The following is a 17,800-nucleotide window of genomic DNA, read 5'->3' as shown; positions in this document are numbered from 1 at the left end:
CCCATGACCGACGCGTTCGAACTCCCCAGCACCCTGGCTCATGCCCTCCAGCGCCGCGCCGCGTTGACGCCGGACCGGGTGGCTTTGCGCTTCCTTGCCGACACCCCGGAGCTGGGCGTGGTGTTGAGTTATCGCGATCTGGACCTGCGCGCCCGGACCATCGCCGCCGCCTTGCAGGCCGAAGCGGCGGTGGGCGAGCGTGCGGTGCTGCTGTTTCCCAGCGGTCCGGACTACGTCGCGGCGTTCTTCGGCTGCCTCTACGCCGGGGTCATCGCGGTGCCGGCCTACCCACCGGAATCCACTCGTCGTCATCACCAGGAGCGGCTGTTGTCGATCATTGCCGACGCCGAACCGCTCCTGCTGCTCACCAGCAGCGATCTGCGTGAGCCGTTGCAAGCCATCGAATCGGCGCCACCGGTGCTGTGCGTCGACAGCCTTGACCCGACACTCGCCGAACGATGGTTGGCGCCGAGCCTGCGAGACGATGCCATCGCGTTCTTGCAATACACCTCCGGTTCCACGGCCTTGCCCAAGGGCGTGCAGGTCAGCCACGGCAATCTGGTCGCCAACGAGGTCTTGATCCGCCACGGTTTCGGCATCGACCTCAATCCCGATGACGTGATTGTCAGCTGGTTGCCGCTGTATCACGACATGGGTCTGATCGGCGGCTTGTTGCAGCCGGTATTCAGCGGTGTTCCTTGCGTATTGATGTCTCCGGCGTATTTCCTCGCACGGCCCCTGCGCTGGCTGGAAGCGATCAGCGAGTACGGCGGCACCATCAGTGGCGGGCCGGACTTCGCCTATCGCTTGTGCAGCGAGCGGGTCAGCGACTCGGCCTTGCAGCGGCTCGACCTGAGTCGTTGGCGCGTGGCCTATTCGGGCTCCGAGCCGATCCGCCTGGACACCGTGGAACGCTTCACCGAAAAATTCGCCCCGTGCGGCTTCACCCCGGACAACTTCATGGCGTCCTATGGGCTGGCCGAGGCCACCTTGTTCGTCGCCGGCACGCCGCGGCGCCAGGGCATTCCTTCGCTGCGGGTGGACGACGGGGCGCTGGCACAGAATCGCATCGAGCCGGGGCAGGGCAGCGCGGTGATGAGTTGTGGTGTCAGTCAGCCTGGACACGCGGTGCTGATTGTCGAGCCCAACACGTTACAGACGCTGGCTGACAACCGGGTTGGCGAAGTCTGGGCCTGCGGGCCGAGCATCGCCCATGGCTACTGGCGCAACCCCGAGGCCAGCGCGAAGAGCTTTGTCCAACGCGACGGCCTGACCTGGCTGCGCACCGGCGACCTGGGCTTTATGCGTGACGGCGAACTGTTCATCACCGGACGCCTGAAGGACCTGTTGATCGTGCGCGGCCACAACCTCTATCCCCAGGACATCGAGCAGACCATCGAGCGCGAAGTCGAGGTGGTGCGCAAGGGCCGGGTGGCGGCGTTCGCCGTCGATGACGATGGCGAGGAAGGCATCGGCATTGCCGCGGAAATCAGTCGCAGCGTACAGAAGATCCTGCCGCCGCAAGCCTTGATCAAGACCATTCGCGAAGTCGTCGCCGAAGCCTGCCAGCAAGCTCCGCGCGTGGTCGTGCTGCTCAACCCCGGTGCCTTGCCCAAGACCTCCAGCGGCAAGTTGCAACGCTCGGCCTGCCGGACCCGACTGGCGGACGGCAGCCTCGACAGTTATGCACTGTTTCCCTCGGTCGAGGTCGAGCAAGTCCGTGAGAGCGGCCCGTCGTCAGCGCTGCAAACGTTGATCGGCCAGGTCTGGTGTGAAGTGTTGCAGATCCCACAGGTCCAGGCCGACGATCATTTCTTTCTGTTGGGCGGCAATTCCATCGCCGCGACCCAGGTGATTGCGCGATTGGGCGAAACCCTGGGACGGACGCTGAACCTGCGCCTGTTGTTCGAAGCCCCGACGCTGGCAGCTTTTGCGACGGCGGTGGGCGCCCAGCAACAGGACGGCAGCCAGGCCCAGGGTCCGATCAACGCCTTGCCACGCCACACAGCCTTGCCGCAATCCCTGGCCCAGAACCGTTTGTGGATCACCTGGCAGCTCGAGCCTGACAGCTGCGCCTACAACATCCCCGGCGCCTTGCAGTTGCGCGGCGAATTGGATGAAGACGCACTGCGCGGCAGTTTCCAGCAATTGATCGAGCGCCACGAATCCCTGCGCACACGCTTTTTGGAGCGCGACGGGGTGGCGTTGCAGCAGGTCGACCCGGCCGGCGAATTCACCTTGCAGGTGATCGAACTCAACGACGTGCCGACCGACCAGCGCCAGGCCCGGGCACGCCAGCTACGCGATGAAGAAGCGGGCAAACCGTTCGATCTGGAAAACGGCCCGCTGCTGCGCGTCACCCTGTTGCGCCTCGATGACGACGATCATCAGTTGTGGGTGACGATGCACCACATCATCGCCGACGGCTGGTCGATGAACGTGCTGGTGGAAGAGTTCGCCCGGCTCTACGCCGCCGCCTGCCAAGGCCAGCGCGCCGAGCTGGCGCCGTTGCCGTTGCACTATGCCGACTACGGCAGTTGGCAACGTCAGTGGCTTGCCCAGGGCGAAGCCGAGCGTCAGCTGAGCTACTGGAAGCAACAATTGGGCGACGAGCATCCGACGTTGGCGCTGCGTACCGATCATCCGCGCAGCGCACAGCATCATCGCAGCGCCAGCCGTCACAGCCTGCGTCTGGACAAAGGTCTCGGTGACGCGTTGCGGGCACTGGCCCAGGCCCATGACGCGACGCCGTTCATGTTGTTATTAGCAGCATTCCAGGCCTTGCTGCAACGCTACACCGGTCAGTCGGACCTGCGCATCGGCGTGCCCAACGCCAACCGCCCGCGTCTGGAAATCCAGGGGCTGATCGGCTTTTTCATCAACACCCAGGTGTTGCGCGGGCAGGTCGAAGCCCGGCAGTCATTCGCCGCTCTGCTGGCCCAGGCCCGGGAAGCGACGCTCGGAGCCCAGGCTCATCAGGACCTGCCATTCGAACAATTGCTCGAAGCCTTTCCCCAGGCGCGGGAGCAGGGCCTGTTCCAGGTGATGTTCAACCACCAGCAGCGTGACCTGAGCGCCTTGCGGCGCCTGCCGGGGCTGCTGGCCGATGAGCTGCCGTGGCACAGCCGCGAAGCCAAGTTCGACCTGCAATTACACAGTGAAGAGGATCGCAACGGTCGGCTGACCCTGTCGTTCGACTACGCCGATGAATTGTTCGAGGCGGCGACCATCGCCCGCTTGGCCGAGCATTACTGCAACCTGTTGCGGGCGGTGTGTGCCGATCCGCAGCAAGCCATCGGTGATCTGCCGTTACTGACCGCGCAAGAGCAAGTCCAGCAGCAACACTGGTGCGAGTCACCCTGTGCACCGGCCAGCCAATGGCTGCCGGAACTGTTGAACGAACAGGCCCGACGCACGCCGCAACGGACCGCGCTGCTGTGGGACGGCGGTCGCCTGGAGTATGCCGAGCTGCACGCCCAGGCCAACCGACTGGCCCATTACCTGCGTGACAAAGGGGTTGGTCCGGATGTGCGGGTGGCGATTGCCGCCGAACGTTCGCCGCAACTGATCATTGGCGTGCTGGCGATCATCAAGGCCGGCGGCGCCTACGTGCCCCTGGATGCCGATTACCCGGCCGAACGCCTGGCCTTCATGCTCGGTGACAGCGGCGTCGATCTGCTGCTGACACAAACCGAGTTGCTCGGGCGTTTGCCTGCCTGCGAGGGGGTAACCGTGATAGCCCTGGATGCCCTGCACCTGGAGCAATGGCCGAGCAACCCGCCGGGCCTGCACTTGCATGCCGAACACCTGGCCTACGTGATTTACACTTCCGGCTCCACCGGCCAGCCCAAAGGCGTCGGCAACACCCATGGCGCGCTGGCCGAGCGTCTGCAATGGATGCAGGCCACCTACGGCCTGGATGAAACCGACGTGCTGATGCAGAAGGCCCCGATCAGTTTCGACGTGTCGGTGTGGGAATGTTTCTGGCCACTGATCACCGGCAGCCAGTTGGTCCTGGCCGGCCCCGGCGAACACCGGGATCCGCAACGCATCGCCCAACTGGTCGAGCTGTTCGGCGTGACCACGCTGCACTTTGTGCCGCCGCTGCTCAGGCTGTTTGTCGACGAACCCTTGAGTGCTCGATGCACCAGTCTGCGCCGGGTGTTTTCCGGCGGCGAAGCCTTGCCCGCCGAGTTGCGCAACCGCGTGCTGGCGCAACTGCCGGGGACGCAACTGCACAACCGCTACGGCCCCACCGAAACCGCGATCAACGTCACCCACTGGCACTGCACCGAGGCCGATGGCGAGCGCTCGCCTATTGGTCGGCCGCTGGGCAACGTGCGGTGCTACATCCTCGACGACGACTTCAATCCGGTTCCGGCTGGCGTGCCGGGCGAGCTGTGCATCGGTGGCCTGGGCCTGGCCCGGGGTTACATCGGTCGGCCAGGCCTGAGCGCCGAGCGTTTCGTCGCCGACCCGCTGGGTCCGGCCGGTGCGCGGTTGTACCGGACCGGCGACCGGGCGGTCTGGACCGCCGACGGGGTGATCGAATACCTCGGCCGCCTCGATCAGCAGCTCAAGCTGCGCGGCTTCCGGGTCGAGCCGCAGGAGGTCGAAGCGCAGCTGCTGGCGCAGGGCGACGTGGCCCAGGCGGCGGTCCTGTTGCGCGACACCGCAGCCGGCCCGCAACTGATCGGCTACTACACCGCCCCGGATTGCACGCAAGACGCCGACGAGCTGAACAGCCGGCTCAGGGCGGCGTTGGCCGCCCAACTGCCGGACTACATGGTGCCCGCGCAGTTGCTGCGCCTGGACGCCATGCCTCTGGGGCCGAGCGGCAAACTCGACCGGCGGGCCTTGCCCGAACCGCAATGGCAAGTGCGCGAACACGTCGAACCGGTCAGCGCCCTGGAGCAGCAGCTCGCCGCCATCTGGCGCGACGTGCTGGGGCTTGCGCGTGTCGGCCTGCGGGACGATTTCTTTGCCCTGGGCGGCCATTCGTTGCTGGCGACGCAGATCATCTCTCGCACCCGCCAGGCCTGCGACGTCGAGCTGCCCTTGCGGGCGCTGTTCGAGACCAGTGAACTGGGCGCCTTTGCCGAGCACGTGCGCTCGATCCAGGCCAGCGGCCAGACCAACCGGCAGCCGCCGATCGAGAAAGTCGACCGCAGCCAACCGGTGCCGTTGTCGTACTCGCAACAGCGCATGTGGTTCCTCTGGCAGATGGAACCGGACAGCCCGGCCTACAACGTCGGCGGCATGGCACGCCTGCGCGGAGTATTGGATGTCGGGCGTTTCGAGGCGGCGTTGCAGGCGTTGATCCTGCGCCACGAAACCCTGCGCACCACGTTCCCGAGCGTCGACGGCGTCGCCCGGCAACAGGTGCACGCCGAGACGGGGCTGCGCATGGACTGGAAGGATTTTTCCAGGCTGGCCGCCGAGGTTCGCGAACAACGGGTAAAGGCGCTGGCCGACAGCGAAGCCCATCGGCCGTTCAACCTGGAAACCGGGCCGCTGTTGCGCGTCTGTCTGGTCAAGACTGGCGAACACGAGCACTACCTGGTGCTGACCTTGCACCACATCGTCACCGAGGGCTGGGCGATGGATATTTTTGCCCGGGAGCTGAGCGCGCTGTACGAAGCCTTTATCGATGATCGCGAATCGCCCCTGGAGCCCCTGCCGGTGCAGTATCTGGACTACAGCGTCTGGCAGCGCCAGTGGCTGGAATCCGGTGAGCGCCAGCGCCAACTCGATTACTGGACCGCGCAACTGGGCCGCGAGCATCCACTGCTGGAATTGCCGGCCGACCGTCCGCGTCCGCCGGTACAAAGCCATCGCGGCGAACTGTTCCGCTTTGACCTCAGTGATGATCTGGCGGCCCGAGTGCGGGCTTTCAATGCGCAACGGGGCCTGACCCTGTTCATGACCATGACCGCCGCCCTGGCCGTGCTGCTCTATCGCTACAGCGGCCAGACTGACCTGCGCATCGGCGCGCCGGTCGCCAACCGTATCCGTCCGGAAAGCGAAGGGTTGATCGGTGCGTTCCTCAACACCCAGGTGCTGCGCTGTCAGCTCGACGGACAGATGTCGGTGGGCGAGTTGTTCGAGCAGGTACGCCACACCGTGATCGACGGCCAATCCCATCAGGACTTGCCCTTCGACCATCTGGTGGAAGCCCTGCAACCGCCACGCAGCGCAGCCTACAACCCGTTGTTCCAGGTGATGTGCAACGTCCAGCGCTGGGAGTTCCAGCAGAGCCGCACGCTGGCCGGCATGACCGTCGACTACCTGGTCAACGATGCCCGGGCCACCAAGTTCGACCTCAACCTGGAAGTCACCGAACTGGACCAACGCCTGGGCTGCTGCCTGACCTACAGCACCGATCTGTTCGACGAACCACGCATCGCTCGCATGGCCGCGCACTGGCGTAACCTGCTTGAAGCGTTGCTGGCCGATCCGGCTCGCCGGCTCAGCGAGTTGCCGATGCTGGAGGCCGACGAACAGCAGCAGATGCTCGACAGCCTCGCGGCAGAACCCGGCGAGCAGCGTCTGGATCAGTGCCTGCACGAGTTGTTCAGCGAGCAGGCGCAGGCCCGGCCGGATGCACCGGCCCTGACCTTTGCCGGGCAGACCCTGAGCTACGGCGAGCTGGAGCGTCGCGCCAATCGCCTGGCCTGGATGCTGCGCGAGCGTGGCGTCGGGCCGCAGGTGCGGGTGGGGCTGGCCCTGGAGCGCTCGTTGGAAATGGTCATCGGTCTGCTGGCGATCCTCAAGGCCGGTGGTGCGTACGTGCCACTGGATCCGGAATACCCGCTGGACCGCTTGCACTACATGATCGAGGACAGCGGGATCGGTCTGTTGCTCAGCGACCGGGCGATGTTCCAGGCCTTGGGAGCGCTGCCGGACAGCGTCGGGCGCTGGTGCCTGGAAGACGATGGCGAGGCCTTGGCGCAATACCCGGACCAGGCCCCGGCTCCGGGTAACCTGCCGCAACACCAGGCCTACCTGATCTACACGTCCGGCTCAACCGGCAAGCCCAAGGGCGTAGTGGTGTCCCACGGTGAAATCGCCATGCACTGCCGGGCGGTGATCCAGCGTTTCGGCATGCGTCCGCACGACTGCGAACTGCATTTCTATTCCATCAATTTCGACGCGGCCACCGAGCGCCTGCTGGTGCCGCTGCTCAGTGGCGCCCAGGTCGTGCTGCGGGCCCAGGGGCAGTGGGATGCCGAGCAAATCTGCGGGTTGATCCGCCAGCACCGGATCAACATCCTCGGTTTCACCCCCAGCTACGGCAGCCAGTTGGCGCAGTGGCTGGCGACCCAGGGGCAAACCCTGCCGGTGCGCATGTGCATTACCGGCGGTGAAGCGCTGACTGGCGAACACTTGCAGCGGATTCGCGCCGCGTTCACGCCGAGCCTGTTCTTCAATGCCTACGGCCCCACCGAGACTGTAGTCATGCCGTTGGCGAGCCTGGCACCGGAGCAGTTGGAGGAGGGCGCGGGCAGTGTGCCGATCGGCAGCGTGATCGGCGCACGGCGGGCCTATATTCTCGACGCCGAGCTGGCCGTGGTGCCCCAGGGCGCGCCCGGTGAGCTGTACGTCGGCGGAGCGGGCCTGGCCCAGGGTTACCACCAGCGTCCGGGCCTGACTGCGGAGCGCTTCGTCGCCGACCCGTTTGCCGCCGACGGCGGACGGCTGTACCGCACCGGCGACCTGGTGCGCCAGCGCACCGATGGCCTGGTGGAGTATCTGGGACGAATCGACCATCAAGTGAAGATCCGTGGTTTCCGCATCGAACTGGGGGAAATCGAAACCCGCCTGCTGGAGCACGCCACGGTGCGCGAGGCTGTGGTGGTGGCCCTCGACACGCCGACCGGCAAGCAGTTGGTCGGCTATCTGGTGGCCGAGGTTGGTCAGGACACCGAGCAGCAAGCGATGTTGCGCGAAGCCTTGAAACAGCACCTCAAGGCACAGCTACCGGATTACATGGTGCCGGCCCACCTGATCCTGTTGGCGAGCATGCCACTGACCGCCAACGGCAAACTCGACCGCCGGGCGCTGCCGTTGCCGGACCCTGAACTCAGTCGCCAACACTACGTGGCGCCCAGCAATGCCCTTGAGCAGACCCTGGCGAGCATCTGGTGCGAAGTGCTGAACGTCGGCCAGATCGGCCTCAATGACAATTTTTTCGAGCTGGGCGGCGATTCGATTCTGTCGATCCAGGTCGTCAGCCGTGCGCGGCAGCAGGGCATCCATTTCACGCCGCGCGATCTGTTCCAGCACCAGACCGTGCAGACGTTGGCTGCCATCGCCAGCCACAGCCCGCAAGTGAGCGCCGAGCAGGGGCTGCTGACGGGTGAGTCTGCGCTGACGCCGATCCAGCATTGGTTCTTCGACCAGCCGATTGCCAATCGGCATCACTGGAACCAGGCGCTGTTGCTGGAACCGGCCAGTGTCCTGGAACCGCAAGCGCTGGAACAGGCCCTGCGTGCGGTCTTCCAGCATCACGACGCCTTGCGCCTGGGCTTTGCCGAAGTCGCCGGGCACTGGCGCGCCGAGTACCGGCCGTTGACCGACGCCACCCTGTTGCAGCAGCTGAGCGCAGACGCCGCTGAGGCTTGCGAAAGCAGCTTCGCCGAGGCCCAGCGCAGCCTGGATCTGCCCGACGGGCCGCTGCTGCGAGCCGTGCTGGCGCAGTTGCCCGATGGCCGGCAACGGTTGCTGATCGTCATTCATCACCTGGTGGTAGACGGTGTGTCGTGGCGGGTGCTGATGGACGACTTGCAAACCGTTTACCGGCAGATCGGCGCCGGCCAAGCGCCCGAACTACCGGCCAAGACCAGCCCGTCGCGGGACTGGGCGGCACGCTTGCAAGCCTATGCCGCAAGCGAGTCCCTGCGCGAGGAACTGGGTTGGTGGCAGGCTCAGTTGAGCGGCCCGCAGGTCGCGTTGCCTTGTGCGCGACCTGACGGCGCCATGGCAGAGCGGCACGCTGAAACCGTCAGCGTGCGCCTGGACGCCGAGCGTACCCGGCAACTGCTGCAACAGGCGCCGAGCGCCTATCGCACCCAGGTCGACGACCTGCTGCTGACTGCACTGGCCCGCGTGGTGTGCCGCTGGAGCGGGCATGCCTCGGCACTGGTCCAGCTCGAAGGCCATGGTCGCGAAGCGCTGTTCGACGACATCGACCTGACCCGCACCGTGGGCTGGTTCACCAGCGCGTATCCGGTGCGTCTGAGTCCGGCGGATGAAGACGTTGGCGCCTCGATCAAAGCCATCAAGGAACAACTGCGCGCCGTGCCGCACAAAGGCCTGGGTTATGGCGTGCTGCGTTATCTCAGTGACGCGCCGACGCGCGCCGCCATGGCCGGGTTGCCGCAGGCTGCGATCACGTTCAACTACCTGGGCCAGCTCGACCAGACCCTGGGCCGGGAGGCGTTGTTCCAGCCATTGAACGAGCCGCTGGGCGCGATCCATGACCCCGATGCGCCGCTGCCCAACGAGCTGAGCGTCGACAGTCAGGTCAGCGGTGGCGAGTTGGTGCTGCGCTGGACCTTCAGCCGCGAACGCCATGCCAGGAACACCATCGAGACCCTCGCCGACACTTACCTCGAAGAATTGCAACGGTTGATCGCCCATTGCCTGACGGACGAGGCGGGCGGTCTCACACCGTCGGACTTCCCCCTGGCGAATCTGACCCAGGGCCAGCTCGACAGCCTGCCGGTGCCGGCCGGGCAGATCGAAGACGTCTACCCATTGACGCCGATGCAGGAGGGCATGTTGTTGCACACCCTGCTGGAACCGGGCACCGGCCTGTACTACATGCAGGACCGCTACCGCATCAACAGCGAACTGGACCCGCAGCGTTTCGCCCAGGCGTGGCAGGCCGTCATCGCTCGCCACGAGGCCCTGCGCGCCTCGTTCTGCTGGAACGTTGGCGAAGACATGCTGCAAATCATCCATAAACCGGGTAGCACCGCGCTGGATTATCTCGATTGGCGCCAAGTGCCCGAAGACCAGCAGGAAACCCGCCTGCAAGCCTTGCTCAAGGGCGAGCGCGAAGCCGGCTTCGATCTGTTGAACCAGGCGCCGTTCCACCTGCGACTGATCCGGGTCGGCGCGGCGCGCTACTGGTTCATGATGAGCAACCACCACATTCTCATCGATGCCTGGTGCCGTTCGCTGCTGATGGATGACTTCTTCGAGATCTACAGCGCCCTGGGTGAGCAGCGTGAGCCGCAACTGGCCGTGCCGCCGCGCTATCGCGACTACATCGGCTGGCTGCAACACCAGAGCCTGACCGAGGCCCGGCAATGGTGGAAGCGCAACCTGCAAGGTTTCGAGCGGACCACGCCGATCCCCAGCGACCGTCCGTTCCTGCGCGAACATGCCGGTGACAGCGGTGGCATGATCGTCGGTGATTGCTACACCCGCCTCGACGCCCGGGACGGTGTGCGTCTGCGGGAACTGGCCCAGGCCCATCAACTGACGGTCAACACTTTCGCCCAGGCCGCGTGGGCCCTGGTGCTGCGCCGGGTCAGCGGTGATCGGGACGTATTGTTCGGCGTCACCGTGGCCGGGCGACCGGTGGAACTTCCGCAGATGCAACGGACCGTGGGCCTGTTCATCAACAGCGTCGCGTTGCGGGTGCAGATGCCCGAGGCTCATCAGCCTTGCAGCGTGCGGCAGTGGCTTAGCGGCTTGCTGGACAGCAACATGCAGTTGCGTGAGTACGAGTACCTGCCGCTGGTGAACATCCAGGAGGCCAGCGAGCTACCCAAGGGCCAGCCGCTGTTCGACAGCCTGTTCGTGTTCGAGAACGCCCCGGTGGAGGTTTCGGTACTGGACCGTGCCCAACGTCTCAACGCGACCTCTGACTCAGGGCGCACCCACACCAACTTCCCGTTGACAGCGGTCTGCTATCCGGGGGATGACCTGGGGCTGCACCTTTCCTATGACCAGCGTTACTTCGATGAACCAACGGTCCAGGGACTGTTGGCGCAGTTCAAGCGTCTGCTACTGGCGTTGATGGACGGTCTGCACGGCGACATGGCCGAGCTGCCGTTGATTGGTGCCGAGGAGCGGGACTTCCTCGTCGACGGCTGCAACCAGAGCGAGCAGGCCTATGCCCTCGATCGCAGCTACGTCGAGCTGTTCGAGGCCAATGTCACGGCCTATCCGCAGCGCACCGCCGTCACCTGCCTGGACGTCAGCTACAGCTACGCGCAATTGAACGAATGCAGCAACCGCCTCGGCCACGCCCTGGTCGAGCTGGGGGTAGGCCTGGATCAACCGGTGGCGTTGCTGGCCGAACGGGATGCGCAGTTGCCGGGCATGATCATCGGCAGTTTCAAGGCCGGTGCCGGCTACCTGCCGCTGGACCCGGGCCTGCCAGCTCAGCGCCTGAGCCGTATCATCGAGTTGAGCCGCACGCCGTTGCTGGTCTGCACCCGGGCCTGTCACGCCCAGGCGTTGGCCCTGCTCGATGAATTCGCCTGTGCCGGGCGGCCGAGATTGTTGGTATGGGAAGACGTCCAGGCCAGTGACGTTTCGTCGCAAAACCCCGGCATCTACAGCGGGCCGGACCATCTGGCCTACGTGATCTATACCTCCGGCTCCACGGGTCTGCCCAAGGGTGTGATGGTGCAGCAGCGTGGCATGCTCAACAACCAGTTGAGCAAAGTGCCGTACCTGGCGCTGAGCGAGGCCGATGTGATTGCCCAGACCGCGTCCCAGAGTTTTGATATTTCCGTGTGGCAGTTCCTCGCCGCGCCGTTGTTCGGTGCCCGGGTGGACATCGTGCCCAACGCCATCGCGCACGACCCGCAAGGGCTGCTCGAACACGTCCAGCGCCAGGGCATCACGGTGCTGGAAAGCGTGCCGTCGCTGATCCAGGGCATGCTGGCCCAGGCGCGCATCGGCCTCGATGGCCTGCGCTGGATGCTGCCCACCGGTGAAGCGATGCCGCCGGAACTGGCGCGTCAATGGTTGCTGCGTTATCCGGATATCGGTCTGGTGAACGCCTACGGCCCGGCCGAATGTTCCGATGACGTGGCGTTCTTCCGCGTCGACATGGCCTCGACCCATGGCACTTATCTGCCGATCGGCACACCGACCGACAACAACCGCTTGTACCTGCTCGACGACGCACTGGACCTGGTGCCGCTGGGCGCCGTTGGTGAGCTGTGCGTGGCAGGCACCGGGGTGGGGCGCGGTTATGTCGGCGATCCGCTGCGTACTGCACCGGTGTTCGTGCCCAATCCTTTTGGCGCTGCGGGCGAGCGGCTGTATCGCACCGGCGACCTGGCGCGGCGGCGCCGCGACGGTGTGCTGGAATACGTCGGGCGCATCGACCATCAGGTGAAGATTCGCGGCTATCGCATCGAGCTGGGCGAAATCGAAGCGCGGTTGCATGAACAGCCGGAGGTGCGCGATGGCGCGGTCGGCGTACAGGAGGGCGCCAATGGCAAGTATCTGGTGGGCTACCTGGTTGCCGCCGACTCGGCGCTGAGCCCGGCCGAACGCCTGGAGCGCATCAAGCAACGCCTGCGTGCCGAGTTGCCGGAGTACATGGTGCCGCTGCATTGGCTGTGGCTCGAGCGCTTGCCGCTCAACGCCAACGGCAAGCTCGACCGCAAGGCTCTGCCGGCCCTGGAGATCGGCCAGTTGCAAAACCAGGACTACCAGGCCCCCGGCAATGCCCTGGAGCAGACCCTGGCCGACATCTGGGCCCAGGTGCTGAGTGTCGAACGGGTGGGCGTGCGGGACAACTTCTTTGAACTGGGCGGCCATTCGCTGCTGGCGACGCAGATCGCCTCACGGGTGCAAAAGGTGTTGCAACGCAACGTGCCGCTGCGGGCGATGTTCGAGTGCAGTACGGTGCAGGAACTGGCGGCCTACATAGAGGGGTTGGCAGCCGGTGAAATCACTGAGGAGAAGGTGGATCGGTTGAATGATCTGATGGCGGAGTTGGAGGGGTTGTAGTTTTACTGTGCCTATAAGGACCTCATCGCGAGCAGGCTCGCTCCCACAGGGGACTGGTCGGTGACGCAAGCCCTGTGTGGAGCGAGCCCGCTCGCGATGGCATCAGCCCAGGCACTGAAAAGCCCAAGGTTGACGTCTGGCCCGGCACGGCTCAGTCTCCCCAGGGTTTTTTCTACTCTCAAACAAGGAGGTCTCTGATGCCCATCGCGATGATTGACGGACAACCCCTTAATTACCTGGACCAAGGCCAGGGCCCGGTGGTGTTGCTGGGCGGAAGCTATCTGTGGGACCACACCATGTGGGCGCCGCAGATCGAGGTGCTGTCCAGGGAGTATCGGGTGATCGCTCCGGACCTATGGGGCCACGGCCAGTCCGGGCCGATGCCTGAGGGCATGAGTTCGCTGAACGACCTGGCCCGCCAGATGATGGAGCTGCTGGATTATCTGAGCATCGACCGCTTTCACCTGGTAGGGCTTTCGGTCGGCGGGATGTGGGGCACGCGGCTGGCGCTGGCGGCGCCTACGCGGATCCAGTCGCTGGTGCTGATGGACACTTACGTGGGTGTCGAGCCGGAGCAGACCCGTCAGTACTACTTTTCGCTGTTCGAAAAAATCGAAGCCAATGGCAGCATCCCTGAGCCACTGCTGGACATTATCGTGCCGATCTTCTTCCGGCCAGGCATCGATCCACAGTCGGCGCTGTACCAGCAGTTCCGCGCCACCCTGGCCGCGCTGCCGGCGGATCGCCTGATCAACAGCGTCGTGCCGCTGGGGCGGATCATTTTCGGCCGCGACGACATGCGGATGCGCCTGCATGAGCTCAACGCCCAGCGTACCCTGGTGATGTGCGGCGACCAGGACAAACCCCGACCGCCGTCCGAGGCGCTGGAAATGGCCGAAATGATTGGCTGTTTGCATGTGCTGGTCCCGGACGCGGGGCATATTTCCAACCTGGAGAATCCGGAGTTCGTGACCGAGGCATTGCTGAAGGTTTTGCGTAGCTGACCCACCGCATCGTCGGATCGCCGCCCGGAGCAGGCTCGCTCCCACATTTACACCTGTGGCTCAGGTTTCGGGGGGGGCCGCAAATCCCCTGTGGGAGCGCAATACCGGTCACTTAAGGACGTCACCGCCCCGTGGCGAGGGAGCTTGCTCCCGCTGGGCTGCGTAGCAGCCCCAAAAGCTTGGGACCGCTGCGCGCTCCAGCGGGAGCAAGCTCCCTCGCCACGACAGGTGATAAATCTTTAGTGAACAGCATTACCTGTGGGAGCGGGCTTGCTCGCGAAAGCGGTGGATCAGTCTGGATAGATTTTGGATGTGCCGCCGTATTCGCGAGCAAGCTCAGTGTTACTTCGGCCCGAGAATCTTCACCAGTTTGTCCGGCGACGGCGCGCCTTGCTGTTGCTGCAGTTCACCTTTGTCATCCAGGTAGAAAATCGCCGGGGTGGCGGACAGTTCCAGTTCGTCCATCAACTGTTGGTTGGCATCGAGTTTCGCCTGGATCGCCGGCGGGATGTCCTTGAGCGGTTTCAAGGCGCTGCCCTTGCCGGCCTTTTCATGGGTTTCCAGGGCTTTCTCCGGCTCTTTTGCCGCAAGCAACGCGGCAGATTTGCCCGGGCTGTCTTCGCGGATGATGCCCACCATGATGTGCCGCAGCTGGACCTTGCCGGCCTTGACCCAGGGCCGTGCCTGTTCCCAGAACATATTGCAGTAGGGGCAGTTCGGATCACTGAACAGGTACACCGTGCGTGGTGCGTCCTTGTTGCCATCGGCGATCCAGTTGCTGCGCTCCATCTTCGCCCAGATTTCCTTCGCCATCGGGGCATACACCAGTTTTTGCAGTGGCTCGGCGCTCAAGTCCTTGCCGTCGGCGTCGTACAGATTGCCCAGCAGGACGTGTTGCCCGTCCGCCGTCAGGTACAGGGTCATGCCACGGTTCTGGTACTGCGCCGCATAACCGCGCAAGCCGCCCGGTGCCTCGAAACTGCCAATGATTTTCGCGCCCTTGGCTTCGATCTTCTTGATGGCCGCGGGCAGCTCTTCGGCCTGGAGCAGCGGAGCCTGCGCCAGTGCGGCGATAACGGCCAGGGTCAGCAGGTGGCGGAGGCGGGGCATGGGGATTTCCTTATGGTGGAGTGGGGTGCCGTGGTCGAACCCGGCGTGTCGAAGTTTTCCAGGGCGCGGGCCAGGCTCGCCTCTGACAGTTCGCCCAGGTGGCTGCCCAGCAGGCGGCCATCGGCGCTATAGAACAGGGTGGTCGGCAAGGCCATGGAACCGACCGCCTGGCCGAGGCGACCGCTGCCGTCGAACAGCACGTTGGTCAGGCTCAAGCCTTGGGTGGCCAGGAAGGTACTGACGCTTTGCATGCTTTCGGCCTGGTTGACGAACAGGAACGTCAGGTCCGGCCGTTGCTGTTGCGCGGCTTCCAGCACCGGCATTTCCCGCCGGCAGGGTGGGCACCAGGTGGCCCAGAGATTGATCACCAGGGGCCCGCCTTGATAATCGGTGAGTTTCACCGTCGCGCCGTCGGCGTTGCGCAGGTTGATCTCCGGTAGCCGCGTGCCTTGCTCGTAGATCGTCAACGACAGCGTCGCCAGCAGCCAGAACAGCAAGCCGCTGCCGACCCCGAAACCCATTGGCCGGCGCAGGGCTGGCCGGCGTCGGGCCCACAGCAACGCCGCAAGCACCAGCACAACGATGCCCGGCCAGGCGAGGAAGCCGCCATCGCGCAGATCGACGATCTGCCACAGGTCGTCCTGGTAATGCCGCCAGTAGGCCGCGACAAACCCGACTCGCGCGGCCAGGAGCCCCAACAGGAACAGCACGAACAGCACCGACTCGGGATTTTCGCCACCGCGCCTGGCCACCCGCCAGCCAACCAGGGTCGCCAGCGCCAGGGCGCTGATCAGCAGCAAATGGTTAAGCGCGATGGCAAAAGTGCCCAGGGTCAGGGTCAGCATCAGCGCGCGTCCCGGGTGCGATTCCAGCGTTCAAGAAAATCCCCGGCGTTGATCTCGCCGGTGATCCGCTGATTGCGACGCTCCTGGCCGTCGGCACCGATCCATAACAGGCTGGGCGGCCCGGGCACCTGGTAGCGGCTGAGCAATTCACGGCTGGCGGGGTTGTCGGCGGTCACGTCCAGGCGCAGCAGGCGCACGCCTTTGAGGGCGTCCAGCACGTCGGCGCGACCGAATACCTGTTTCTCCATGATTTTGCAGGACACGCACCAGTCGGCGTAGTAATCCACCAGCACCCACTGGCCCTGGGCCTTGGCCGCGTCCAGTTCCCGTTGCAGCGCGGCGGGCTCGCTGATCGTGACGAAGGCGTCGTGCACGCTGACGGTCGCGTTGCCCGGGCCGCCGGTGTAGACCTTCAGCGGTTGGAACAGATCGTCACTGCCACCGGCGGCGCCCACTACCAGCACGCTGCCCCACAGGCCGAACAGCAGTGACGCACTGCCGCAGGCATAGGCCATGCGCCCGAATCCTTCGGTCTGGCGCCAGGCGCTGTAGGCAGCAATCAGCAACAGCACGCCCCACAGCCCGACCCACAGCGAGCCGTCGATCACCGGGCGAATCATCAACAGTGCGGTGCCCAGGAACAAAAAGCCGAACACGCCCTTGACCAGGTCCATCCAGGCGCCGGGCTTGGGCAGGAAACGGTTGCCCACGGTGACCAGCAGCAACAGCGGCAGGCCGATGCCGACGCCCATGGCAAACAGGATCAGCCCGCCATGCAGCGCGTTGCCGCTCTGGGCGATGTACAACAGCGCGCCGGCCAGCGGCGCGGTCATGCACGGGCCTACCAACAGCCCGGACAGCGCGCCGAGAATCCCCGCGCCCAACAGACTGCCGCCGCGCCGCTGGCGACCGGCGTTCTCCAGGCGGTCGCGAAGGGCGGCCGGCAATTGCAATTCGAAGAAACCGAACATGGGCAGGGCCAACACCACGAACACTGCTGCGAACGCGCCCAGCAGCCAGGGTTGTTGCAGCAGCGCCTGCAAGTTGGCCCCCAGCAGCGCGGCAAGTACGCCCAGGGCGGCATACACCAAGGCCATGCTGATCACGTAGCTGCCGGCCAGCGCCAGGCCCCGCCGGGGCCCGGCGCCGCTGCCCACCACCAACCCGGCCAGGATCGGCAGCATGGGCAGGGAGCAGGGGGTGAACGCCAGCAGCAGGCCGAGGCCGAAGAACACCAGCAGGCTCCAACCCAGGGCCCGTTGTTGCAGACCGCTGGCCAGGGCCTGGTCCGGCGCTTCGCCGTCGGCAACGACTGGCGCATTTCCACCGAGGTCGACCACTTGGGTCTGGGGCGGATAACACAGGCCAGCGTCGGCACAGCCCTGGAAGCCGACCTTGATCTTGCCGGTCGCACCGGCGGGAATCTTCAACTCCAGGGCCTGGCGATAGACTTGCTGGTCGCCGAAAAACTCGTCGCTGTGGGCCTCACCCTCCGGCAACATCGGTTTCTGCCCATCGGCGAGGCCGTCGAACTTGAGTCGCTGCTGATACAGGTAGTAACCATCGGCAATCTGCCAGAACAACTGGGTTTCGCCGGAGTTCAGGCGTTCGGAGGTGAACACGAAAGCCTTTTCCACCGGCAGGAATTCGGGTTTGGTCTCGAAGGGATTCGCAGCCTGGGCCAGGCCCGACAGCAACAGCAGCCACAGCAAAAACAATCGACGCATGGATAAAGCCTTAGAACGAAGCAAGTGGAACGCACGATGGCGGCTGGCGATTAACCGTCGATTAACCGCCGGTTGACCCCGGCGGCAACCGCCAAGGCAGCAATGATCGCCCCTATTGGCCGTACTC

The 17,800-nt window shown here is 65.0% G+C and carries 5 protein-coding genes; 2 read left to right on the top strand and 3 right to left on the bottom strand.

Annotation, left to right across the window (positions count from 1 at the left end; genetic code table 11):
- Nucleotides 1–3 precede the first annotated feature (3 nt).
- Nucleotides 4–12,987, top strand: a complete 12,984-nt coding sequence (locus ACLEJR_RS02225; RefSeq protein ID WP_440811904.1) for a non-ribosomal peptide synthetase — start codon at nt 4–6, stop codon at nt 12,985–12,987.
- Between the two features lie 197 nt (nt 12,988–13,184).
- On the top strand, nt 13,185–13,991 hold the full coding sequence (locus ACLEJR_RS02220; RefSeq protein WP_440811902.1) for an alpha/beta fold hydrolase: 807 nt from the start codon (nt 13,185–13,187) through the stop codon (nt 13,989–13,991).
- Nucleotides 13,992–14,333: 342 nt separating this feature from the next.
- Here ACLEJR_RS02220 and dsbG read toward each other — a convergent pair whose 3' ends face one another.
- Genes dsbG through dsbD form a run of 3 tightly spaced genes read right to left on the bottom strand, consistent with a single transcriptional unit; the run spans nt 14,334 to nt 17,673 of the window.
- Nucleotides 14,334–15,101, bottom strand: a complete 768-nt coding sequence (gene dsbG, locus ACLEJR_RS02215) for a thiol:disulfide interchange protein DsbG (RefSeq protein ID WP_440797195.1) — start codon at nt 15,099–15,101, stop codon at nt 14,334–14,336.
- Entirely contained in the window at nt 15,077–15,946 is an 870-nt protein-coding gene (locus ACLEJR_RS02210; RefSeq protein WP_440797197.1) for a prolipoprotein diacylglyceryl transferase family protein, read from the bottom strand. The genes dsbG and ACLEJR_RS02210 overlap by 25 nt, the downstream gene beginning before the upstream one ends.
- Nucleotides 15,946–17,673, bottom strand: coding sequence for a protein-disulfide reductase DsbD (gene dsbD, locus ACLEJR_RS02205; RefSeq protein ID WP_440811900.1), 1,728 nt, complete (start codon nt 17,671–17,673; stop codon nt 15,946–15,948). The genes ACLEJR_RS02210 and dsbD overlap by 1 nt, the downstream gene beginning before the upstream one ends.
- Nucleotides 17,674–17,800: the final 127 nt, after the last annotated feature.

The sequence above is a fragment of the Pseudomonas sp. SMN5 genome, from assembly GCF_052041925.1.
Taxonomy (GTDB): domain Bacteria; phylum Pseudomonadota; class Gammaproteobacteria; order Pseudomonadales; family Pseudomonadaceae; genus Aquipseudomonas.
The sequence above is the reverse complement of the archived record's forward strand: the minus strand, read 5'-3'. Positions and strand labels throughout refer to the sequence as shown.

Excerpts from the sequence above, each read along its gene's own strand:
- ACLEJR_RS02225 (WP_440811904.1), top strand. The coding sequence starts at position 4 with ATGACCGACGCGTTCGAACTCCCCAGCACCCTGGCTCATGCCCTCCAG.
- ACLEJR_RS02220 (WP_440811902.1), top strand. The coding sequence starts at position 13,185 with ATGCCCATCGCGATGATTGACGGACAACCCCTTAATTACCTGGACCAA.
- dsbG (WP_440797195.1), bottom strand. The coding sequence starts at position 15,101 with ATGCCCCGCCTCCGCCACCTGCTGACCCTGGCCGTTATCGCCGCACTG.
- ACLEJR_RS02210 (WP_440797197.1), bottom strand. The coding sequence starts at position 15,946 with ATGCTGACCCTGACCCTGGGCACTTTTGCCATCGCGCTTAACCATTTG.
- dsbD (WP_440811900.1), bottom strand. The coding sequence starts at position 17,673 with ATGCGTCGATTGTTTTTGCTGTGGCTGCTGTTGCTGTCGGGCCTGGCC.